At 29.9% G+C, this 23,335-nt stretch carries 18 protein-coding genes and 1 pseudogene; all 19 read right to left on the bottom strand.

The genetic code is table 11. The annotated features are described in order from the left end of the window. Positions 1 to 115: 115 nt before the first annotated feature. Entirely contained in the window at positions 116 to 469 is a 354-nt protein-coding gene (locus tag T1L09_RS08090) for a transposase (protein WP_422718495.1), read from the bottom strand. A 47-nt stretch (positions 470 to 516) separates the two neighbouring features. Beyond that, on the bottom strand, positions 517 to 1,917 hold the full coding sequence (locus tag T1L09_RS08095; protein ID WP_322550454.1) for an nSTAND3 domain-containing NTPase: 1,401 nt from the start codon (positions 1,915 to 1,917) through the stop codon (positions 517 to 519). Next, positions 1,910 to 4,234 carry an AAA family ATPase gene (locus T1L09_RS08100; protein ID WP_322550455.1) on the bottom strand — a complete coding sequence of 775 codons (2,325 nt, stop codon included), beginning with the start codon at positions 4,232 to 4,234 and terminating at the stop codon, positions 1,910 to 1,912. The genes T1L09_RS08095 and T1L09_RS08100 overlap by 8 nt, the downstream gene beginning before the upstream one ends. Next, the gene (locus T1L09_RS08105; protein ID WP_322550456.1) at positions 4,224 to 4,919 is read right to left on the bottom strand and encodes an ABC-three component system middle component 1; all 696 of its coding nucleotides are present in this window, start codon (positions 4,917 to 4,919) and stop codon (positions 4,224 to 4,226) included. The genes T1L09_RS08100 and T1L09_RS08105 overlap by 11 nt, the downstream gene beginning before the upstream one ends. Beyond that, a complete protein-coding gene (locus T1L09_RS08110; protein ID WP_322550457.1) occupies positions 4,903 to 6,216 on the bottom strand; it encodes an ABC-three component system protein in 1,314 nt (437 codons plus the stop codon). The genes T1L09_RS08105 and T1L09_RS08110 overlap by 17 nt, the downstream gene beginning before the upstream one ends. Before the next feature lie 3 nt (positions 6,217 to 6,219). Then, the gene (locus T1L09_RS08115) at positions 6,220 to 7,263 is read right to left on the bottom strand and encodes a nucleotidyl transferase AbiEii/AbiGii toxin family protein (protein ID WP_322550458.1); all 1,044 of its coding nucleotides are present in this window, start codon (positions 7,261 to 7,263) and stop codon (positions 6,220 to 6,222) included. After that, positions 7,256 to 7,987, bottom strand: a complete 732-nt coding sequence (locus T1L09_RS08120) for a DUF6577 family protein (RefSeq protein ID WP_322550459.1) — start codon at positions 7,985 to 7,987, stop codon at positions 7,256 to 7,258. The genes T1L09_RS08115 and T1L09_RS08120 overlap by 8 nt, the downstream gene beginning before the upstream one ends. A 350-nt stretch (positions 7,988 to 8,337) precedes the next feature. Beyond that, positions 8,338 to 8,958 (bottom strand): hypothetical protein, encoded by a 621-nt coding sequence (locus T1L09_RS08125; RefSeq protein ID WP_300058748.1) that lies wholly within the window; start codon positions 8,956 to 8,958, stop codon positions 8,338 to 8,340. A 163-nt stretch (positions 8,959 to 9,121) separates the two neighbouring features. Next, a complete protein-coding gene (locus T1L09_RS08130) occupies positions 9,122 to 9,748 on the bottom strand; it encodes a P-loop NTPase family protein (protein WP_322550460.1) in 627 nt (208 codons plus the stop codon). Between the two features lie 253 nt (positions 9,749 to 10,001). Further along, the gene (locus T1L09_RS08135; RefSeq protein ID WP_322550461.1) at positions 10,002 to 10,862 is read right to left on the bottom strand and encodes a transcriptional regulator; all 861 of its coding nucleotides are present in this window, start codon (positions 10,860 to 10,862) and stop codon (positions 10,002 to 10,004) included. A 65-nt stretch (positions 10,863 to 10,927) separates the two neighbouring features. Beyond that, positions 10,928 to 11,215 carry a helix-turn-helix domain-containing protein gene (locus T1L09_RS08140; RefSeq protein WP_322550462.1) on the bottom strand — a complete coding sequence of 96 codons (288 nt, stop codon included), beginning with the start codon at positions 11,213 to 11,215 and terminating at the stop codon, positions 10,928 to 10,930. Between the two features lie 297 nt (positions 11,216 to 11,512). Further along, entirely contained in the window at positions 11,513 to 12,358 is an 846-nt protein-coding gene (locus T1L09_RS08145) for an RteC domain-containing protein (protein WP_322550463.1), read from the bottom strand. Positions 12,359 to 12,459: 101 nt separating this feature from the next. After that, the gene (locus T1L09_RS08150) at positions 12,460 to 14,982 is read right to left on the bottom strand and encodes a heavy metal translocating P-type ATPase (RefSeq protein WP_322550464.1); all 2,523 of its coding nucleotides are present in this window, start codon (positions 14,980 to 14,982) and stop codon (positions 12,460 to 12,462) included. 176 nt (positions 14,983 to 15,158) lie between these two features. Next, on the bottom strand, positions 15,159 to 15,722 hold the full coding sequence (locus T1L09_RS08155) for a helix-turn-helix domain-containing protein (RefSeq protein ID WP_322550465.1): 564 nt from the start codon (positions 15,720 to 15,722) through the stop codon (positions 15,159 to 15,161). A gap of 4 nt (positions 15,723 to 15,726) precedes the next feature. Next, complete coding sequence (locus T1L09_RS08160) at positions 15,727 to 15,987, bottom strand: heavy metal-binding domain-containing protein (RefSeq protein WP_300058763.1); 261 nt, start codon at positions 15,985 to 15,987, stop codon at positions 15,727 to 15,729. 10 nt (positions 15,988 to 15,997) lie between these two features. Next, positions 15,998 to 17,779: an efflux RND transporter periplasmic adaptor subunit gene (locus tag T1L09_RS08165; RefSeq protein ID WP_322550466.1), complete on the bottom strand. Its 1,782-nt coding sequence runs from the start codon at positions 17,777 to 17,779 to the stop codon at positions 15,998 to 16,000. Between the two features lie 2 nt (positions 17,780 to 17,781). Next, entirely contained in the window at positions 17,782 to 19,002 is a 1,221-nt protein-coding gene (locus T1L09_RS08170) for a TolC family protein (protein ID WP_322550467.1), read from the bottom strand. Then, a complete protein-coding gene (locus T1L09_RS08175; protein ID WP_322550468.1) occupies positions 18,995 to 22,819 on the bottom strand; it encodes an efflux RND transporter permease subunit in 3,825 nt (1,274 codons plus the stop codon). The genes T1L09_RS08170 and T1L09_RS08175 overlap by 8 nt, the downstream gene beginning before the upstream one ends. 132 nt (positions 22,820 to 22,951) lie before the next feature. Next, positions 22,952 to 23,287: pseudogene (locus T1L09_RS08180) on the bottom strand (heavy-metal-associated domain-containing protein); the annotation flags it as partial. Positions 23,288 to 23,335: the final 48 nt, after the last annotated feature.

The raw sequence follows: 23,335 nt of genomic DNA on the forward strand, positions 1-23,335 counted from the left end.
TTGATTCCAATCTCCCGAAGTGTTCGATTTACGCCAATTTCTGAACGCGTTACCATGTGAATGATTTCTTGTTTTTCGGATACTGTAAGTCGCATATATTTCTTAAACTTTTCAGTTAATCCAGCATGTCCAAGCTTTTTTTTACAATATCGTAGCGTAAAACTAAATCGGCAATCATGACTTTTAAAGCCTGATTTTCTTTCTTGAGTTCTACTACTTCATCACTGGTAGCTTCTCTTGTGGTATCACCTGCTAAACGCTTTTTACCAGCTTCTAAAAACTCTTTGTTCCATTTGTAAAACTGAGATTCATTAATGGAATACTTTCTACACAATTCTGCAACTGACATTTCTGCTCGTAAAGCTTCCATGACAATTTGGATTTTCTGTTCGGAACTAAAGATTCTTCGTGTATTTCTACGAATCTCCTTGATGAAATTCTCTGCTGTTTTTTTATTAGATGTTTTCATACTATTTCAAAGTTAATAATTTTTGAAAACACTCTCTTAGTTTTTGTCTAAATCAGTCCACTTTTTGCTGACGATTTACATAAAGCAAAATTATATTCATTTCCTTTTTTTTGATAATTATTATGAAATACTTCGTGGTTTATTCTATTGTTAAAAGCTTCTTTTAGTCTTTCATCTGTGACATAGTAAATTCCACCACTCAATGAGTACATTGTAAGTAGCAACAATCTGGAAACATTTGAAATCTGTATATTAAATGGTTTTTCCCATATCTTATTTGGATCATTTAGTATTTCTAAAACAAAATTTTCTGAATACTCTGAATCAACTACATTACTTTTACTAGTGATACCTTGAATTAATCTAGGATTATAGTATCGATGTTTAATAACTTTCCAATGAAAATCATTCTGAAAATAAATTAACTTTTGATCATCTGATAAATCAGAAAGATATATGTGATTATACAAAATTCTAGCTTTATCCCAATTCGTGTAGTTTTCGATTTTAACTTCATAATTTGAAATATCAATGTTAGAATTTTCAATTTTATCAGAAATATTTTTTGCCTGATTTAAAATTGTTGTTCGACAAGTCAATATTAATCTTTTATGTTTATCATCTCTTACTCTCTCAATAAAATTCACAATTGCAGAGTCGGCATTCCTTGAACTATATAAATCCAAAGTAATTGCACCTAAAAAGTCATCAAAATAAAATATTTGTTTTTTTTCAGGAGAAAAAGCTTCTTCTGCTTCGGTAATTTCCCTAACATATACTAATTCAAAATCTTCAGCTAAAAATTGATAAGTCAGCATATTGGCTAAGGTTGATTTTCCAATACCTGGAGCACCAGTAACTAATATGAAATGATTTTTGTTTAGTGCACTAACTGCTTCACTGTGCGTCTTATTTGGAACATAAACTGTAATTTCTTTTATTATTTTTTCTTTGTAAAATTCAGATCTGCCTTTGACTCCATTTTTTACTATTTTCTTGATTATATCAATAGATGATAGCCACAGTTTAAAATGTCTTTCTTGAATATCAGGATAATCATCTAACCACTTATTTAGGTCTTCTTTACCAATAACATCTGATGTAGAGTGAATGTAAGGATTGAAAATATTTTTAAGATCTTCTCTGTCTTGTGGTGATAATGGTAATGAAGTGCAGAATATATATCTTTTAGGGTTTAAAGAAACTACTTTTTTAATTTCCTTTTTTTTTAAATCTGTTTTTAATTTAACAATACCAGAACCTAAGTAATGTTTAACTTGAACTACTATTTCATTTTCATCATTTACTGTTGAATATCTTAAATCAATTCCTTTATCTTTTCCTGGTTTGAATGACTGAAAATTTACATTCAATACTTTTGAAAGTAAATCTCTTGTCAATTCCTCTAAGTCTCTATCATTTAAAGTTGAAAAATCGTAATTAGCCATTATTATTTACTGAATAAGATTTTAAATTAATCCTTTTTTGTGCCAAACCATAATTTTTGAATTTATATCTCATATAAGCTGAAGCCATATCTTCATGAGTTGAAATTATTAATTGATTTAAATAAAATTCATTTCTTAGTAATTCTATAAATCCAGCGATATTGATTTCATCCATAGTTTGAACTGGATCATCAATCAAAATAATCTTGTTTTGAGAATACTTTTTATGTAATGCTAAAGTAAAAGAAATAATCAATGCAGATAGCTGACCAGAACTCATGGAAAAAACTGCATCAAAAGTTTTGGATGGATTAGTCTGAAATCTTATACCATCTTTATCTGAATAAATAAATAATCCTAAACCACCTTGGAAATCCTGCATTATTCTTCCTGAGTAAATATGAAATATAATTTCAATGTCTTTGATTACTTTTTTCTGATACTCTTTTAATGATTTCTTATAAGTGTTGTTCAAGTTTTTCAAGTTGTCTTCTAATGTTTTTGCATTATTGAACTTACCTTCTTTGTTAAGTAATTCGAGTTTGTTTCTGTCCAAAGTTTCGTTTTGTAATAACGAATATTTATACTTTAGGTAATTCTCTTTTTGGATTAAATTTTCTATCTGCATAGTGTTTAATAAATCAAACTTATTATCAAAATACTGAGCGAAAAACTCTTTAAAATATGATTCAATACCGTCTAATTCTATTTCTATTTTAAGTAAATTTAATATTGGTGCAATACTTTCTATATCAATTACACTTTCACTGCTTAATGTTTCGTTTAAATATTCTTTAAAATCAAAATCAATATATTCAAATTCCTTTTTTACCGTATTAAAAAACACTTCATCAATTGACAAAAACTTATTTATAAAAACAACATCAACTTTAATTTCAGCGATTTTCTGATTTAAAATTTCTATCGTAGGAATTATACTATCTTCCTTAAAACTAATTAATTCCTCATTAAATATTCTACTTTTTGATGAAGTCATTTCTTCCAGATTAACTGATTGAATTTCGATGTTTTCTAATAAATTATCAATATCAGACCAATTATAGCCACACAAAAAACATGCTCCAGTTGTTTCTATATCTTCGGCATCTTTTAGTTTTTGGATATTTTCAACTAATTTTTCTCTAGATTCTTTTATCTTGGAATAAATACTTTCTAATTCATCTAACTCTTTTAATTTGCCGCTTAATGATTCATATCCTTCATTTAAATCCGATATTAAATCTACTTCAATAAAATCAAAATCTTCGAGTTCAAATTCAAAAGAATCATCCTTAATGTTATCAATAGAAAATTCTGTTAGAGTATCAATAATTTTATTTATGCTTAAATATTCATTTTTTTGAATTCTTAAAGTTTCTCTTTGAGGAAGAAATTTATAATATAATAAAAAGTTTTCTATTCTTTCTGTATCAATAATTAAGCTATTAATCTTTTCATTTCGGATATAACTTTTAAATAATACTTTATTTTCAATGAGCTTTTTTAACCTTGAAATTATACCGTCTTCATTAAAAAGGTTTTCGTAACTATTACTTTGATAGTTGAACTCCTCTAAATCCCACGTAATTTCTCTGTCAGAAAATAACTTTAAGTACTCTGTATTATTAAATTCGGTTGCTAAAAAATCTTCGATTTTCTTTATCGATTCCTTTAATTCATCAATTTCTATTTTTTTAACAGAATTACATAATTCACTGATTTTATTTTTTAGCTTATCAATTTTTGTTATTTTGTTTTCAAATTCATAAACATTAAATAAGTGAGAGATATGTTGTTTTCTGTTTTTGTCTTGGCTCTTTAATAAAAACAAACTGTCCTCTTGTTCAATATAATTTAAAAACTGAAAATTCTGTCTGTAATTTGAATCTAGAATTTGGGTTAAATATTCTTCTTCATTTTGAATTAAACTTTTTTCTTCAGAACTAAATTCATTCTTAAAGTATAGTTTATAGAAACTAAAATCTACTGAGTTTATTAAATCGTCTCTTTTTGCAACTCTCTCTAGGATATGCGAAGTATTATCTTTTAGAAATTCAATTGTTATTGATATATCACCATCAGCATAATCACATAAAAATGGGTGCTCGGAAAAACTTTCTCTACCATCAATCAGTCTACCTCTTAAATCATCGAATCGCCTTATTTTACCTGTAAAAAGTAATTCGATTGCATCGTAAATTGATGTTTTTCCAAATCCATTAGGGCCATCAAAAACAATTAAATCAGAAGATTCAAAATCTATATTTATGTTTTGAAAAACTTTAAAATTATGTATTTCTATTCTTTTAATTTTCATCTGAATTCAATGTTGTTAATAAAAAATCATATATAATATCTGAGTTAATTTCATCAATACTATCATCACTTCTATTGAAAAAATTTTGATTAATCAAATTATTAAGCTCTCCAAATGAACCAGTTTCAATTTTTTGTCTATTACTATCTGTTAAAGCATCTAAACCATTATTTTGGATAATATTTAGTTTTATTAATGGAATTTTATGAGTTAAGCGGTAAAGAAGAGATTCATAATCATTATTATTGATATTCTCTTTATGTATTTTAAATGTTTCTTCCTCTAAAATTTTACTTTCTATAAAATTTTTAATTGTTATTTCTTTAGAACTTAAAGCTTGATTTAATTTTTCTACTTCCTCATCCCTATATAAAATAATTTGTTTTTTAAAAAGGTATGGATTCTCTTCTACTTCTAAAATTAAATTTTGGAGATTGACAAAGCTTTCAACTTTATGTAGAATTATCATACTTACGTTTTTATCAAACCATTCATTGTTGGCTACTTCTTTAGCCATAGCAAAGTATTCAGATTGTTTTTCAATTACCTCTGTTAAATTATCAGTTTCATTTACTAACCAGTATGAATATTTATTTTCTTCTTCAAAAAAGTGCAATACTCCACAATCTAATTCTCTATTTATTAGACCAATTTGATGAAATAAGTTATTAATTATTGTTTTCATTTAGTTTATGTTTTGCTTGTTCTAAATCAATCAACGAAATCTTTTTCCAATTAGTAATTTTATCATATTCTGAAGATGTAGAATTATTCAAGATATCAATATCCGATTGATTTATTCTAGTTGATTTATTTACTTCTTCTATAACAGATGTTACGTTACATCCTTCAGTAATTATGTAGTCTGAATTAAAAGGCACTTCAATCAATGTATCTAATGCAGTGTTTAGTATATCTATTGAAATATTTTGTTTACTTACTGATGAATTTGAAACAATAATACTTGAAGGAAAATATTTTTTAGTTTGACTATCTGTCCAACCTATTTTATTTATTTCATCAGGACTTCTAATCCCATTAAGAATACTTAAAAAAGCTGTTTTTACTTCATTTATTAGCAGGGAATTATCTTTGTATTCTTGAAGTGTTGAAAATTTCACATGTCTATGAGGCATTATTTTTTGCATAAATCCCTCAAATTGTGGATTATTCAAACTATTAAAATACACCAAATATTGATGTAGTTTTATTTGAGCTTCATAATCAATTTCATCCTCGTATTCAAGGCAAAATTCTTGGTAATATCTGTTTAAGTCAATCTTAAGTTTCTTAATAAAATAGTTTTTATCTTGCTGAATACTAGTTAAGTCTGCAATAAGGATATCTCTAAATCTATTCAATGAAATTGTACTATAATATGCAGATTTATTTATAGAATCTCCGTTTGGCGAATGATTTTGGGCATGAATTAAAACAATATTATTTGTTATTAAAGATTCTAGTTCATTACATAAAATTTCCAAGTAATTATTATTTGATAAATGTATTAATCCGAATTTATTTAAACAATTGTTAGCTTGAACTTTTATTTTGTCTTGCAACTCTTCAATTTTACAATATGGATTACCATCATACTCATAAATTTTAAGCTTTGCATGCTTAGCTTCAATATCTGCTTTTGTTTCTTCATTCTCTATTGCTAAATGAAAATAGGCTTCATCATCACAAGGGAAATTGTCTTTCCTTTGTTCTAATTTTTCAAAAGCTTCTTTATATCTAGAATAATAATGGCTTTTGACAGCTTTTACTTGGTGTAGCGTTACTGGTTTGGGTTCGTTATTTTCATATCGTATTATCGCAAAATCTTCTAATGAATCAAGTTGTAAATGCAATCCATCAACACTATCTTTTTCGTTTATTAATTTTAATACATGATATAAAGCAACTTTACCTTGATATATAAATCCATTCCAAGTATCAGCTGCTGAATGAATATCATTAGGGTTTATTAGTTGAATCATAAATTATTTTTTAAATGCTAATAACCAATAGAAAAAAGCTTCTGGGTTGTTCTTTTTTAACTTGTTTAGTTTGTTGTATTGTGGGTCTTCAATTAGCCAATCTTTTATTTCTAATGGGTTTTTGAACCTTTCGATTTTTATTTCTTTATCGGATTGCAATAGTTTGGTTAGATATGCGACTTTTGCTGCTGCTGTTATGGCTTCGTCAATACTAAACCTGTCAATTGTAAAGTTGGTAAAGTTGCGAATACCTAATTGAAGATGGTCAAATTCTTTAGATTTTGTATTTCTTTCTGCTAAGGTGTAACAAGCTTGCCAAGTATCTTCTAAAACTTCTGTTGCTGAAATTTCTAACTTTCTAAATCCTATTTCTTCTTGAACGACATTGTTGTAGCTGCTTCTTACTATCTCTAAATTGTTTATGTTATCGAATAAGAATGCAATATCGTATAACTGTTTTATTATTTCTACTGGACGATCTTTGCTGTATAAAATACCTGTTGTTTTGGGAGCAAATGCGGTTAACTTATCTCCTAGTATAGCATCAAAGGTTGGCATTGTAATAACCGATTCTTCATCTGTTGTTGATAACCAAGGATGCTTAATTTTTACTTCTTGTGTTTCAGGGTAAGGATTTGGTGTATAGAGCAGGTCTAATAATATGGGTTCTGTATTACCATCAACCACACTTTTGTAATAGGTTTTGAAATGTCCGATTGGAGCATCGGGTGTATGCTTACGGTCGTTGTCGTCTTCCCAACTTAAAAATATTTTTTCATCTACTATTTTTTGTAGAATGGTTATTATCTCTTTTTCTGAATGTTCAGTTATTATATCAATATCAATAGAGAATCGTTTTGGTTTTTCGGTGGCTAATAATAAAGCTGTTCCGCCTTTGAAAGTAAAATTTAAGCCCTTTATTTTTAATTGCTCCAATAGTGTAAGTGCCCAAATAACTTTTTCAATTAATTTGGGATCGATGCGTTTTCCTAACTTACTTTTTAAGTCAAAAATCCAATCTACTGTATGGGTTTCTTTATTAATCATCTAATACGACTGTACTTATCATTTTTTCTACTTCACTTTCTTTATTTCTTCTGATGGCATACCGTTTCATTTTTGCTGTGTTTATTGCGTATTTTTTGAATGCAGTACTGTATATAAAATCGAGTTCTCCTTGTTGAGCTGCAAAAAGTTCCTTGTCGATAATGATGTCCACCAATATCTTTTCCAGTGTTGGGATTTCTATTTTATTGCTTTTACTAGTTGGTGCTTCTGTTACTAAATTTTTAATGATTGTAACTTCTTCTGAATTTGAACTTATATAGCGTTCTAATATCTCTTCATCTGGATTGAAATATACATTTTTATTCCATTCACTTATTGCATTAAATATTTGTTCGTCCGCTTCTTTTTCTACTTCTATGACGGTGTAATATTTAAATGGTTGGTGTCGCATTAAGTCATTTAACCATTTAGTATTCCAAACACATATATCCACAAATGGAAATTCTTTATGTATTTTGTTGTATATTTTTTTTAAGTTTTGATTTATTTCTGGATTGAAAACTTCTTTGTCTGTAATAGAATAAACGCCTCTTTCTGGATTATTTATTATTCCGGCTTTTTTTAGTTTTGATAGGTAAACAGAAATTGTGCCTTCCGAAAGTTCTGGAAAGTCTTTTTTGATTAAGTTGCCGAGTTTTTCTCTAGAAATTTGATTTAGCGACTTGAAGTAACTTTGTATTGTATTTTCTATCGTTTTTGTCACTTTGATTTTATTTGTTTCGTGAAAGATACTGCTTTTTTTTTATAAATTAAGTTTTGGCAGTAAAATAGTTTTATTGCCGAAAGTTAATTTGCCTTTATGTCCCATATTTGGTGCATAATTGGGACAACTATTTCGTATATGTAAATTTTTGTTTGTCATAGGTTATATTTGTTATCGCCATTTATTTGAATGCTTGTATTTAAGAAAACTTGTTGTTAATGGCAATTTCATATTTCGATATTGTTTTATGATTTGTAGTGAGTATGTGAGTTTATATCTCACTATTTAACTATGAAACGTCATTTTTTTTTAATTAAGCTTTGGCAGTAAATTAGTTTTGTTGCCGAAACTTAATTATTCAATTCTGTATCTATGTATGATTTTAAATTGTATAATTCGATTATATCCTCTTGGTCTCCTTGTAATTGGGCTATTTGAATAAATGCAATATCATTAGCAAAAGACTTTTCTCCAATTAAATGTTCAATGTGTGTGTAAACTGCTTCTTTAAGTTTAGGGTCTTCTTTATGGACTATGTAGTTATTGAGTAAGACTCTAATTCCTAAATCGGCTGGTTTGTTTGGGTTTTCTAGTGGTATGAAATACATTTCACTTATTCTTAAGCTGATGCCGTAATAGTCTAATGGTTTATCGGTGCCGTTTTCGTATTTATCGAGGTTGGTTTCTGGTTGGAGGAATGCGGTTATTTTCCAGCGTTCTAAAACTGGTGCATGATGGACTAATAATTCTACTTCTTTGAAAAGATAGGGATTCCCATTTGCTGTGATGATTAGTTCGGCATTAGTCTTTTTGTTTTTTATTATGAGGTTTAGGTCTTTGTTGTATTGGTGTAAATAATATAATAGTTTATCGAATTGAATTTTTAGTTCGTCTTTTGGGATTTCTGTAAGGAGTAAGAAAACGAAATTGTTTTGTTGGAAGTCGTTCCAGAAGTTGGTTATTTGGTTCATTTATTTAATGGTTTATATTTAACGGTTTTAAGTTTACAATGAAGCACTTCGACAAGCTCAGTGTGACATTTATCTCTTATCTAGTGTTGTTTTTTCAAATGCTATTAAATTTATCATTTACTCACGCGTTGTTATTATTTTTTTGGTGTTCATGATTATGCATTTATTTACGTTTATCTTTAACCACATTGTCGAATGCTATTAAATTGCACAATTCACGTAAGCGACTTCTAACTCTATTGCCATAATTTTTTTCAATTTCTGACGCTGATAGGTTTGTGGTTATGTGTGTTTGGAGTTTTTTGGAGATGAATAGGTCGTATCGGCTTAATAGAATTTCTGCCATTACATTGCATTCGTTTCCAAAATACTTGATGTTGTTTTCTGTTCCTAAGTCGTCGAAGCAATAGGTTCTTGGTTCAGCTTGGTATAGTTTTCCTTTGGAATAACGATGTATGACTTCGTAACCGTCTTGTATGAATTCAAAGCTTATGTCTCTACATGGTTTTACTGAAAATTTGTTTTCTGCTGGTGCCAGATATTTCATTAGGTTCATCAGTGATGTTTTTCCACAGCCTATTGGTCCAGAAAGTAATATTCCTTTGTTGAGGTTGAGGTTGTATTGAAAGCATGTTGGTTCATCTTTGAGGAAATAAGCGATTAGCTTGTAAACGATTTGATAATCTGCTTCTTGTATTTTGAAATGATTGCCGTATAGTTCGATGCCTTTTGCTTCGAGCTTATTAATTATTTCTGGGTAGTTGTAGTGGGTTTTTATTTGTGTTTCCATTTTTTATTTTTTTAACCATACTTCGACAGGCTCAGTACAGGCTCGAAGCATAGAATTATTATTTTAAAAAAGTCGCTTTGCTCTGGATAGTTTATCATAGTTTTTCTCGCTAAAGCGAAGTTTTTGGAACACTGATGAGACAGATTTGACGGATTTACACGGATTTTTTTAATCACATAGATTGAGATATTGAAATGAATTCAGCACAAACAAGTTCTGCGTAAAATTGAAAAGAACCTGAAACAAGTTCAGGTTAAAGTGGTTCTGAATAGTCTTTGTCTGTTCCTGTGTTGAGGTGTTTTGCTCGATTAGGTGGTGAATTGGTGGTGTTGTCTTTAAAATTAATGCTGTTTAATATCCAATTTTGTGCTGCTGCTTGCCAATCGACCATTGGTGTTTTACCACCAACTAACCATCCGTTGCTTGAGAAGTAATTGAAAAACTTTTGTGCTTCTAGTTCCGGAAAGTTGTTTTCTTGGAAGTAGGATTTGACTTCTTCTAATTTTGGTTTCTCGACTATGCTCGAAGTGACGACAAATTCTTTTTCTTCTTTTTTAGCGGAACTTTTTTCTTCTTTTAAATTTTCGTTTTTTAATTGAAAATTTTTTATTTCTTCAAAATTTTTTGCTTGCTTGTTTAAGTTTGAAACGTTTTCAATGTTTAAATTGTTTGTATTGTTTATATAGTTTATAGAAGGTACTAGTGCTTGTTCACTACTTGTTTCATCACTAGTACAAGACTTGTTTAGAGCTTGTTCATCAACTTGTTCAAAAAGAGGTTCAATTTTTGGTTTTCTTTCGCTTTTTTGAATGGGTTTTAAATCGTCTGAAAAATTGAATAAATACACATGACTTCCTTTGAATGGATTATAGGATGGTTCGTAATTGATATATCCTAAACTGTGTAAATTTTTAAGACATTTATGATAGGTTGCTTTAGAACTGATTTTACTGATACGCATTACCTCATCACGAGAAATGCTGATTGGATTTTTAAAGCGATTGCAATTCCAGAATTGGAATAAAGCTATGTATAAACTCACGTGTGTTGGATTAAGTGTTTTGTCTATTGCTACTTTTTCGAAAAAGCCGGTTAGGTGTTTTATGTAGTTCATTTTTCTAGTGATTAGTAATTAGTGAAGAGTGAGTAGAAAAGATTGCTTCGTTCCTCGCAATGACATTACTTGAATAGGGTTGGAACTGCATTTACTTTATTTCTGTTTAGAAGTTTATCGATGTCTGAATTGTCATAATACATGATGCCACCCACTTTAGTATATGTTAGTGTTCCGTTGATGCGGAGGTTTTGTAATGTTCCTGGAGAAATGTTTAACAGTTTTCTGACTTCTTTGGATTTGAGCCACTGTTTTGTTTGTTGCGGTTTGGATTGAATGATTTCTTTTAAATCATTTAGAAGAAGACTACGAAATTCGTTTAAGTCTTCACGAGTAATAACTTCGATTGCCATAACTTGTGTTTTAGATTATTATACATTACCGATTAACATCAAAAAATGACCTTAATAAATCGGTAATACAAATTTGTGAAGTTTGATTGATTTTATTTCACAACCTAAACACAAGTTGTGTACGATTTTTTATTAAAATAGTACAAAGTGCTTTGTTTTCTAGCTTTATTGAATTGAATTCCTTTCAGCTTTAAAATTCAATGTGGGAAATTAGGTGAAAATCATGGCATTTTTAAGCTAATTCACAACCTGAACACAAGTTGTGTGTTTTTGGAAAATATTTATCAGTAAAAAAGGTTATTTACTTTCATTTTCTTCTTCTAGTATTTGCTTTTCTAGTACTTCTGAAAGTTGATTGATGAATTTGGAACGACCTGTTTTTCTGTTTTTAATATCAATGTAAAAACGATAAATATTTTCTTCAATATCTTGATTTAAAATTTTACCAAAGAATACTGCTAATTCTTTTATATCAGTGTTACCATTGTTTAATTTTTTGGAATGGTGTAAGGCATAAATTAATTCGATTAAATCAATTTTAGTACCAGTCCAATTAACAGTTTGTTGTATGGATGGATGAACTATTGTACAATTATTTTCTAATTGTTCTATTTTATTTTCTAGATAGTTGGTCAATGTATCGTTGGCAATCATCACAGCCATATTGTAATTATGCGTAGTACATAATTTTACATCGTAATTGATCAAAGAACAATCTCTTTTTAAAATGTTAGCATCACAATTTCTCAAGAAATAAATTTTGTCTTTATGTGAAGCTCTTGCTCTATAATATTCATAGAACTTTCTATTCTTATTGGTGTTTTCTTGAATTAAATTTAAAGCATCTTCATAAAATTTAATCTTATTCTTTTTTGAAGTTGGTAAGTTCGTTTCTATACTTAAAACTGTTTTGTAGTAGATAAGTTTTGATATAAATATAGGTTTCAAGTCTTTGAAAAAATATATTTCTTCTTCTGGAGAACTAAATTTATGTTTTTTTAGCCATTTGAATAATTCCTTACTTCTAGTTTCAATTAATTCTGTGACTTTATGTGCAATAACAATACTGTCTGAATTTGTAGTTTTAATGTTTTGATACTCCTTTTCAAATTCACTAAAAAAATTCAGACAATACTCATTCATTTTAATACAATTTAGGTTAGTTTGTATAAAACTTCATTGTGTTAAAATTATTGTTAAAATAGCTAATTATTTTTAGTTGTTTAAATAAATAAATTTGTCTTTTAAATTTTTATAGTTCTTAATCGTAATGCATTAGCAATAACTGATACAGAACTAAAGCTCATTGCTAAAGCTGCAATCATTGGAGAAAGTAATAAACCAAAAACTGGAAATAAAACACCAGCAGCAATTGGAATTCCTAAAACGTTATATATAAAAGCAAAAAATAAGTTTTGTTTGATATTTTTCATTACAGCATGACTTAGGTTTTTTGCTTTTACAATTCCTTTTAAATCTCCTTTTACCAAAGTAATTTTTGCACTTTCGATGGCAACATCGGTTCCTGTTCCCATTGCGATTCCAATATCAGATTGTGCTAATGCTGGAGCATCGTTTATACCATCACCTGCCATTGCTACTATTTTACCTTTGGCTTGTAACTCTTTGATGTATTCTAATTTATCTTGTGGTAAGCAACTTGCTTTGAAATCTGTTAAATTAAGTTCAGAGGCAACAGCTCTTGCTGTATTTTCATTATCACCTGTTAGCATAATAACTTGAACTCCTTGTCGCTTTAACTCGTTAATAGCTTCTAAACTTGATTTTTTTATAGCATCTGTAATGGTAATATATCCTACAACTTTTTTATCTAAAGCGATGTAAGAAACTGTTTTACCTAGCTTTTGTTCTTCAATTACTTCTTGTTCTATACTTGAAAAATCTTTAATTCCTTCTTGCTCTAAAAGTTTTTTGTTGCCTAAACTGACTTTTTCATTGTCAATAAATCCTATTACTCCTTTTCCTGTTATAGAGTCAAATTTTTCTACTTTAAAAAAAGTAGTGTTTTTAGATTTAGCAAAATTTACAACTGCTGTTGCCAATGGATGTTCGCTATTTTGATTTAGAGATGCAATTTTTCCTAAGGTGGTATTTTCATCTACATCTTTTGTAATAATTTTTTCAACTGATGGTTTTCCTTCAGTTAGTGTTCCTGTTTTATCGGTTATTAAAACATCAATTTTATCCATTTTTTCAATGGCTTCTGCATTTTTAATTAATACACCTGATTTTGCTCCTTTACCAACTCCAACCATAACTGACATAGGTGTTGCAAGACCTAATGCGCACGGACAAGCAATTATTAAGACCGCAATTGCATTTACAAATCCATAAACCAATTTAGGTTCTGGTCCAAAAATCCACCAAACAAAAAAGGTAATAACTGATATTAAAACTACAATGGGTACAAAATATTTTGAAATTTTATCTACTAAATTTTGAATGGGTGCTCTTGAACGACTTGCATCTGAAACCATTTGAACGATTTGTGATAATAAAGTTTCTGAACCTACTTTTTCGGCAATCATTAAAAAAGATTTTGTTCCGTTTATGGTTCCAGAACTTACTTTATCGTCCATTTTTTTATCTACTGGAATAGGTTCTCCAGTAATCATTGATTCATCAATGGTGCTGTTTCCTTCTGTAATGATTCCATCTACAGGAATTTTTTCTCCAGGTTTTACTCTAACTATATCTCCCTTTTTAATGTCGTGAATTGAAATTACTTTTTCTTCACCATCAATCACTAAGGTAGCTTCGGTTGGTGCTAATTTTAATAACTCTTTAATAGCTCCACTTGTTCTGCTGTGTGCTTTTGCCTCTAACAATTGCCCTAACAATACCAAGGTTAAAACTACAGCTGTAGCTTCAAAATATAAATGGACAGTTCCTTCTGAAGTTTTGAATTGGTCAGGAAAAACAGTTGGAAATAATAATCCGATAATACTAAAAACAAAAGCGACTCCAGTTCCAATACCAATTAAGGTAAACATGTTCAAATTCCAGTTGATAATGGATTTCCACGCTCTTTCAAAAAACATCCAACAAGCATAGAAAACAACAGGAATCGTTAATATAAATTGAATCCAATTCCAATATTGCAATTCCATAATTTTGTATAATGGGTTATTTGGAATCATATCAGACATGGTAATAATAAAAATAGGCAAGGTGAAAATTGTAGCAATTTTCATTTTATGTGCTAACTTTTGATAGGTTTTATCTTCTTCAGATTGGGTTGGTTCCATTGGCACTAAATCCATTCCACAAATAGGACAACTTCCTGGGTTGTCTTGAATGATTTCAGGATGCATGGGACAAGTATATTGTGTGTTTTGAATTACCGTTGGTTGTTGTACTAAATCCATTCCACAAACAGGACAATCACCCGCCTTATCATACACTTTGTCACCTTCACAATGCATGGGACAATAATATTTACCTGCTTGATGGTTGTGCTTTATTTCTTCATGTTTGTGCTTTTTTTCTCCAGTAGAACAACAACTTTTTTGAACTACTTCTTTACTAGAATTATCTGATAAAGTAATTTGATATTTACTATCTTTTCCTCCTAAAGCATTTTGTAAAACTTCTATTTCAACATGTTTAGACATGATAATAGTTGCTGCTTTGTCTTCTTTAGAAACTGCAACTTCTGTGACATGTTCAACATTCGACAAATCTTTTTTAACTTTAGCTTCACAACCTGAACAGGTCATTCCTGTAATTGTATATGTGTGTTTCATCTGTTTAAATTTTATTTTTTAACTAGTACATATGGAGTCGCTTTTTTAAACAATGGTGTTTGCTTACATAAACTGTCTGATAATAGCGCTTTCAAAATTTTATTATTTTAATAGTACAAATTTCGAAAACTAAAGCCACTTCTGTTTGTATAATTATGGATATGATTTGTACAATTTTATAATTGGTCTATTTCTTTTCGTTTATTTCCTTTTAATTTTTTGAAATAGGTAGGACTAAAGCCTGTAACTTTTTTAAATTGATGACTTAAATGCGAAACACTACTATAATTTAAAGAGTAGGCTATTTCTGATAATGATAATTCATCATAAAAAATTAATTCTTTTACTTTTTCGATTTTTAAATTGATAAAATATTTTTCAATACTAATTCCTTCAATTTGAGAAAATAAGTTGCTTAAGGTACTATAATCTTGCTGTATTTTTTCTTTTAGAAAAACGGAAAAATTATCTTTTATGTTGTTGTTTTTATTTTGAATTAAATCAATGAGAGTACTTTTAATTTTTTCTATCGTTTTACTTTTTGTATCGTTCAAAATTTCAAATCCAAATGCTTTAAGATGTTTAGATATACTTATTTTATCTTCTTGAGATATTACGTTTTTAAAGGTAACTTCACCTAACTCAACAGATAGATAGTTAAGCCCAAGTTTTTCTAACTCAGACTTAACCACTATAATACATCTATTACAAACCATGTTTTTGATGTGTAACTTGACCATAAACTTATTCTTTCTCTACAACCACTAAATCCATTCCACATTTTGGACATTCACCCGCTTTGTCGTAGGTTTTCTCTCCTTCACATTTCATAGGACAATAATACATTGTAGCTGTTTCTTCCATTTTAGAATGATCGTGCCCTTCATGTGATTCTGTTTGCATTTCATTGTTATGCATTGTTCCTTCTTCTTGTACTTTGTTGTCTTTACAAGAGATTGTTACGCTTACTAAAGCTACTGCTAAAATTCCGATTACTTTTTTCATTTGTTTATATTTATTGATTATTAATTGTTTCTTTTACTTCACCACATTTTATCATTGAAGCTCCAAAATATGGGTTAACTACTTTATTTTCTTTACTTAACCAATTTGCTCCTTTATCACTATTTGCCATAGGACAAAACTGAACGTATACACTCTCGTTTAAAGGATTAAAAGCTTTTGTCATTGCTATCATAACATTTGATATAGATGATTCAAAAGTCATTCTTAATTCTTTAATGTTTTTAATATGTGTAGCATGAAGTGTCTGTTTTTTCAGCTCTGTTTGATAATTCATCCATACTTTATGAGAATCACCTTTAAATATACTCATATTTATTTTGTCAAGTGATTTTTCAAATGCTAACAAAGCTTTTTTAGCCGCATTAAAATCATCTTTTGTTAAGGCATCTTTCAATTCAAAATAATCTTTATATATTGGTTGTAAACTCTTTTTAGCTTCAGCACTAATCGTTGTTTTGTCTGCTTTTAATGCTGCTTTTTTATCTTCATTCATTGGCATTGTTGCACCTCCATGATTATGACCTGTGCTTACTCTGCCACCTTCAAGATTCATCATGCTTGGTTTTCCTGCTAACTGTGCTGCAGCGTCTACATTAAAAGTACCATTTGATACTATTTCTTCACCAACTTCTAAACCTTCTTCAATTATGTAATCATTCCCCAAAAGTGGTCCTAATGTAACTTCACGTAGTTTAAATGTTATTCCTTTATCTGTTTCATTTTTAATATAAACAATCGAGCGTTTTCCTGTCCACATCACAGCTGATTTAGGAACACTTAATGTCGCTTTATTACCAACTACTTTAGTTTTTAAAGTACCCGTTGCAAACATTTCCGGTTTGAATTTTAATCCAGAATTAGCTACCTCAACTCTTGCCTTTGCGATTCGTGTCATTGGGTTTATAAATGGGTCAATAAATGCAATTGTTCCTGAAAATGTTTCTCCTGGAAAAGATGCTACTGTATAGTTAATTTTATCTCCTTTTTTAACCCAACTCATATCCGATTCGTAAATTTCAAAAAGTACCCAAACGGTTGACAAATCAGCAACATCATATAAGGTTTGCCCTTTTTGAAGATAATCGCCAAGCTCTACATTTTTCTTAATAATATATCCTGAAACATCAGCATAAATAGGAAATCTATCTTGTGTTTTTCCTGAAGAAATAATACTGTTTATGGTAGCGTCTGAAACTTTCCAGTTTTTCAATTTCATTTTTACCGATTCAAATAATTGTGGCTGAATTTCTTTTACACTATAGGCTTCAATAAGTTCTTGTTGTGCACTAGCTAGCTCTGGAGAATACACATAAGCTACTACTTGACCTTTTTTTACATATTCGCCTACAAAAGTAACTTGAATTTTTTCAATACGACCTGGTATGTGTGAGGATTGGCTGTAAACTGTTTTCTCATTTACTTCAATTTTTCCATTCAGTGCTATTTCTTTGATACCATCCGTATTTCCTACTTTATAAGTAGAAATTCCTGCAATAATCATGGCTGATTCCGACATACTAATTGCGTCTGGGTCAATATCTTCATTACCAGCTTCTAACGGGATTAAATCCATTCCACAAATAGGACAATCTCCTGGTTCCGGTTGTCTAATTTGTGGGTGCATGGAACACGTCCAAACTTCTGCTTTTGATTTGACTTCAGTTTTATTATCTTCTTCTTTAGTGCTTCCACCAAAGAATAGAGCACCTAATAATAGCCCGACTAATAAAGTTACTGCTAATAGTATTTTTGTTTTTTTATCTATGTTCATGATTAAAATTGTTTTGCTGTTAAATAATCCAATTCCGCTAATTTTATATAAAAAGTACTAATGCTTGACAACTGCATTTTTTGATACTTTAAAAGCTCTTGTTGCATGCGTAATACTTCTTCAAAATCTTTGTTTGCATTACTGTAATAAGCAAATAATAGATTCAAACTTTTGGAGAGTGTTATTACTTGACCTTCATATAATTTTAATAAATCTCTTTCCTTTTCTAATTCAAAAACAAGTTTATAATATGTACCGTTTAGTTTGTTTTCATACGCTTCTTTTTGAAAAGAAAAACTTTCTTGCATTAGTTTTGCTTCTTTCGTTGCTGCATTGTATTTTTTTCTAAAGATTGGCAAACTAACAGAAACCATTGGCATGATAATATCTTTACCAGAATCTGGAAAATTATTCATTCCTTTCCCTACCAAAACATAATCTAAACCAAGACCTAATTTAGGTAAACCTTGCTTTCTGGCTACTTCAATAGCTACTTCTGAAGCTTGTTTTTTTAATTCAAGCTCTTGTAGTATTGGGTTAGTGGTTATAGAATCTTTGCGGTATTCCATTGGTAATTCCATAATTTGCAAATCTTTAGAAATAACAATTTTTTCATTGTACTTTCTATTTAATATACTATTCAACCAAGATGTTAATGCAGGTTCTTTTTTAGTTAAAATATCTAAATTAGTTAGTGCATCTTTTATCATAATATCCACACGCAAGACATCTACTAAACTTCCTTTACCATTTTCAAATTTCGCATTGGCAATGTTTTTGTATGATTCTAGAATTTTGATGTTTTCTTGTTCAATATCTTTTAGTTTTAATAGCTCATACAAAGGATAATAAGCAGTAGCAACTTGAGAATACAATTGATTTTTAGCATTTAAAAAGGCTTGGTATTTACTTTCTGCCATTAAAGTTGCTGCATTTTTTTGAGCTTTTAAAGTACCAAACCAAGGAAACATTTGAGTTAATGAAAATCGCATGTTTTGAGGACCAAGTCTTGTTTCTACGGGTGAAATAAAATAACCCATAGAAAGATTAGGATCTGGTAAAGAACTCACTTGTGGTATTTTTTGCATGGCTGCTTCAAACTCTTTATACTTTGCTTTTAATTCTGGATTATTTTCTGCCGCAATAGTATAATAGTCGTTTATAGATTGGCCTACAACATTATACGCCATAAATAGAATTGATATTATTAGTATTTTACGCATTTCTCTTTTCTTTATTTTTAATTACTGTTTCTCTCCAATACGCTTGTAATACTGGCACTACAAACATGGTCATAATTTGAATGGTCATTCCTCCAAAAGTTGGAATAGCCATTGGGATCATAATATCTGAACCTTTCCCTGTTGAGGTTAAAACAGGAAGTAAAGCAATAATTGTTGTTGCAGTTGTCATAACTGCTGGTCTAACTCTCATTTTTCCGGCTTCTACTACAGCGTCCCGAACTTCAGGTATTGTTTGTGGATTTTTTTCTTCAAAAACTTGGTGGATATAAGAACCCATGATTACTCCATCATCAGTAGCAATTCCAAATAAGGCTATGAAACCTACCCAAACGGCAACGCTTAAATTGATGGGATGCATTTGAAATAAATCGCGCATGTTTACATCTGCAACAGCAAAATTCATGAACCAATCTTGTCCGTATAACCATAGCATTATAAATCCACCTGCAAATGCAACAAATACTCCAGAGAAATGGATTGACGATGCAATAACAGTCTTGAATTGAAAGTATAGTAATAAGAAAATAACTATCAAACAGATTGGAATTACAATAGAAAGCCTTTTCATAGCTCTAATTTGATTCTCATAACTTCCTGAAAACTTATAATTAACTCCTTGAGGAACTTTTAATTCCCCAGAATCAATTTTAGTTTGAATTGCTTTTTGAGCATCATTTACTACATCAACTTCGGCATAGCCATCATTTTTATCGAATAAGACAAAACCAACCAGAAAAGTATCTTCACTTTTAATGGCTTGAGGTCCTTTTTTATATTCAAACTGAACTAATTGACCTAACGGAATCTGTGCGCCAGTAGGAGTAGCTATTAATATTTTTCCTAATGCTTCAGGGCTATCTCTTAATTCTCTAGGATAGCGAACTCTTATAGGATAGCGTTCTCTTCCTTCAACAGTTGAAGAAATTTTCATTCCTCCAATTGCTGTTTCAATAGCTTGTTGAACATCTTCTATATTTAAGCCAAATCGAGCAATTTTTTCTCTATCAATATTTAAATGTAAATAAGGTTTTCCTACGATTCTATCAGCAAAAACAGCTTCGCTTTTTACAGAAGGAACTTCTTTAATAATGGCTTCTAATTCTAATCCAAATTCTTCAATAGTTTTTAAATCGGGTCCAAAAACTTTTATTCCCATAGGTGCTCTCATTCCTGTTTGAAGCATAACCAAACGAGTTTCGATAGGTTGTAATTTAGGAGCAGATGTAACACCTGGTATTTTAGATGCTTTTACAATTTCATTCCAGATATCATCGGGTGATTGAATTATATCGCGCCAATTTCTATAGAAAGAACCATCTTCGTCTGGTATTAAATTTTTTACAGTAATTGCCTGTTTTAGTGCTTCATCATGTGAAAGTGTATCACCAGATTTTGTAATGTAACGACCTTTATTATCGGTTTTAAATCGCATTCGATGTCCGTTAGCATCCAAAATATATTCTGGCTTATAATTGATAACGTTTTCATACATTGAAATTGGAGCAGGGTCTAAAGCACTTTCTACACGTCCTAATTTCCCAACTGCCATATCAACTTCGGGAATGTGGTTTAGAATCATATCCAATTGACCCACTACTTTTCTGTTTTGTTCTACACCTGCATGAGGCATAGATGTTGGCATTAAAAGATAGCTTCCTTCATTAAGTGTTGGCATAAATTCGGAACCAATGCCTGGAAAAGTGTGAGATGGAACTGACCATACTTTTGAAGTTTTGATGTTCCAACCTATTTTATCAAATCCTTTAGCCACAAAACCAAAAGTGCTTTCAAAACCAATCCATACTAAAACCCCAAAAAGTAATGTCGCTATGGGTAACAACATGAATTTACCTTTATTTTCTAAACACCAACGCAGCACTCTTTCATAAGAACTGACAATATATAAAAGTGCTCCTATTATTATTCCTAACAAAACAATTACAAATAGATAATTACCAATAACGCTAATTTGTGGGCCTAAAGGCATCCATTCTTGAGTTAAAAAGAAAGAAACAATAAATACTACTATAACTAAGTTGAAATGCTTTGTATAAAGTTGGAATTTTTCAGGAATTTTATGATTAAACAGGTCATATAATCCCATTAAGGTTAATCCCAACGGAAGCCAAATTTTGAAATAAATACTTAGTAAAATACCACCTGAAATAAATACATACGACCAAAAACGTTTTACTCTTTTCTTATCATAGTCAATTCCAAACAAATAGTTAGCTAAAGAAGGAAGTACTACAATTCCTAATACAAAAGCTCCTAACAGTGCAAAAGTCTTTGTGAATGCTAAAGGTCTAAATAATTTACCTTCAGCAGATTCCATTGCAAAAACAGGAATAAAACTAACAACTGTTGTTGCTAAAGCTGTTGTAATAGCTGATGCAACTTCAGTAGTTCCTTCATAAATTACTAGCATTAATTGTTTTCCTTTTACTCCTTTATTCTTCGGCATTTCGAGATGTCGAATAATATTTTCGACAAAGACGACTCCAACATCTACCATTACTCCAATAGCAATAGCAATACCTGATAAAGCCACAACGTTTGCATCTACTCCAGCATATCGCATGACAATAAAAGTCATTAATACTCCAACAGGAAGTAAACTGGAAATAATTAAAGAGGCTCTTAAATTTAAAACCAAAAGTAAAACAACAATAATACTGATTAGTACTTCATGAGAAAGAGCTGTTTCTAAAGTTCCAATAGTCTCTTGTATTAATTCTGTACGATCATAAAAAGGAATAATTGTTAATTGACTTTCTACACCATTAGCCAATGTTTTTTTAGGTAAACCAGATGCAATTTCACTAATTTTAGCCTTTACTCCGTTAATGACTTCTAATGGATTAGAACCATAGCGGGCAATGACAACACCACCAACAGCTTCAGCACCACCTTTATCTAAAATACCCCTTCTAGTTTCTGGACCTAAAGCGACTACACCAATATCTTTTACACGAATAGGTACATTATCTTTAACAGCAACAACTGCTAATTCAATATCTTCCACTTTTTTCACATAACCAAGACCTCTAACTAAATATTCGGCCTGGTTGATTTCTATGGTTTTTGCACCAACATCTTTGTTTGATTTTTGTACTGCAGTCATTACCTGCATCAAACTAATATTATATGCTTTCAATGCATCAGGATTAACATCAATTTGATACTCTTTTACAAAACCACCAATAGATGCTACTTCTGAAACTCCTTGCACAGCATTTAGTCCGTATTTAATGTAAAAATCTTGTGCTGTTCTTATTTCTTGTAAATCCCAACCACCTGTAGGTTTTCCATCTTTATCTCTACCTTCAACAGTATACCAATAAACTTGCCCTAATGCTGTTGCATCTGGACCAAGTGATGGTTTTACATTTTCGGGTAATAAACTGTTAGGTAATGAATTTAATTTTTCAAGTATTCTGGATCTAGACCAGTAAAATTCAATATCATCATCGAAGATTATATAAATACTTGAAAAACCAAAAATAGAATTACTCCTAATTGATTTTACCCCTGGAATACCTAATAAATAAGTAGTTAAAGGATAAGAGATTTGGTCTTCAATATCTTGAGGTGACCTGCCTTGCCATTGTGTAAAAACAATTTGTTGGTTTTCACCAATATCAGGAATAGCATCTACCGCAACTGAATCAGAAGGCAGGAAAGGTATTTTCCAGTTAAATGGAGCTGTAGCAATACCCCATAAAATTAGCACCATTAGAATAAGTACAGTTACTAATCTATTTTCTAGGAAATATTTTATTATTTTATTTAACATCTGAATATAATATTTACAACCAACAAAAAATATTTATCAAGGTTTTTGATGAATATTTGTTGAATATTCCTCTAAAGTAGAAAATACTTTAGAGGAATAGGTTAATTACAATTTATTAAAGTACAATTACTCGCGGTCATACTGACAACATCCCGGAAGGTTGTCGTAATCTTCATCTTTTGCTTTAACAAGCTCTGAATCATATCCAGCTAAAGCTATACGCTTTGCTATTTCTTCTTTATTTGTTTTAGATTCATCATAAGTTACTGTTGCTATTTTAGTTTCTTTGTTCCATACTACTGTAGCAATATCTTTGATGTTTCCTGCTTTTTCTATCGTTTTTTTACACATTCCACAATTACCTGAAACTTTCACTTCCTCTGTTTTTGTGTTTTTTGTTTGTGCGTTCATTGTGGTTGATAACAATACAGTGATTGCTATCATTATTTTTAATAATGATTTTTTCATTTTATATGATTTTAGTGTTCAAAAAGATTTTTTGAATTAATTTTTGAA

Origin of the sequence: Flavobacterium psychraquaticum, assembly GCF_034497725.1 — a bacterium.
In the GTDB taxonomy this organism is placed as follows: domain Bacteria; phylum Bacteroidota; class Bacteroidia; order Flavobacteriales; family Flavobacteriaceae; genus Flavobacterium; species Flavobacterium psychraquaticum.

Bases quoted from the DNA above. Each gene is read 5' to 3' on its own strand.
- T1L09_RS08090 (WP_422718495.1), bottom strand. From the start codon at position 469: ATGAAAACATCTAATAAAAAAACAGCAGAGAATTTCATCAAGGAGATT.
- T1L09_RS08095 (WP_322550454.1), bottom strand. From the start codon at position 1,917: ATGGCTAATTACGATTTTTCAACTTTAAATGATAGAGACTTAGAGGAA.
- T1L09_RS08100 (WP_322550455.1), bottom strand. From the start codon at position 4,234: ATGAAAATTAAAAGAATAGAAATACATAATTTTAAAGTTTTTCAAAAC.
- T1L09_RS08105 (WP_322550456.1), bottom strand. From the start codon at position 4,919: ATGAAAACAATAATTAATAACTTATTTCATCAAATTGGTCTAATAAAT.
- T1L09_RS08110 (WP_322550457.1), bottom strand. From the start codon at position 6,216: ATGATTCAACTAATAAACCCTAATGATATTCATTCAGCAGCTGATACT.
- T1L09_RS08115 (WP_322550458.1), bottom strand. From the start codon at position 7,263: ATGATTAATAAAGAAACCCATACAGTAGATTGGATTTTTGACTTAAAA.
- T1L09_RS08125 (WP_300058748.1), bottom strand. From the start codon at position 8,958: ATGAACCAAATAACCAACTTCTGGAACGACTTCCAACAAAACAATTTC.
- T1L09_RS08130 (WP_322550460.1), bottom strand. From the start codon at position 9,748: ATGGAAACACAAATAAAAACCCACTACAACTACCCAGAAATAATTAAT.
- T1L09_RS08135 (WP_322550461.1), bottom strand. From the start codon at position 10,862: ATGAACTACATAAAACACCTAACCGGCTTTTTCGAAAAAGTAGCAATA.
- T1L09_RS08140 (WP_322550462.1), bottom strand. From the start codon at position 11,215: ATGGCAATCGAAGTTATTACTCGTGAAGACTTAAACGAATTTCGTAGT.
- T1L09_RS08145 (WP_322550463.1), bottom strand. From the start codon at position 12,358: ATGAATGAGTATTGTCTGAATTTTTTTAGTGAATTTGAAAAGGAGTAT.
- T1L09_RS08150 (WP_322550464.1), bottom strand. From the start codon at position 14,982: ATGAAACACACATATACAATTACAGGAATGACCTGTTCAGGTTGTGAA.
- T1L09_RS08155 (WP_322550465.1), bottom strand. From the start codon at position 15,722: ATGGTCAAGTTACACATCAAAAACATGGTTTGTAATAGATGTATTATA.
- T1L09_RS08160 (WP_300058763.1), bottom strand. From the start codon at position 15,987: ATGAAAAAAGTAATCGGAATTTTAGCAGTAGCTTTAGTAAGCGTAACA.
- T1L09_RS08165 (WP_322550466.1), bottom strand. From the start codon at position 17,779: ATGAACATAGATAAAAAAACAAAAATACTATTAGCAGTAACTTTATTA.
- T1L09_RS08170 (WP_322550467.1), bottom strand. From the start codon at position 19,002: ATGCGTAAAATACTAATAATATCAATTCTATTTATGGCGTATAATGTT.
- T1L09_RS08175 (WP_322550468.1), bottom strand. From the start codon at position 22,819: ATGTTAAATAAAATAATAAAATATTTCCTAGAAAATAGATTAGTAACT.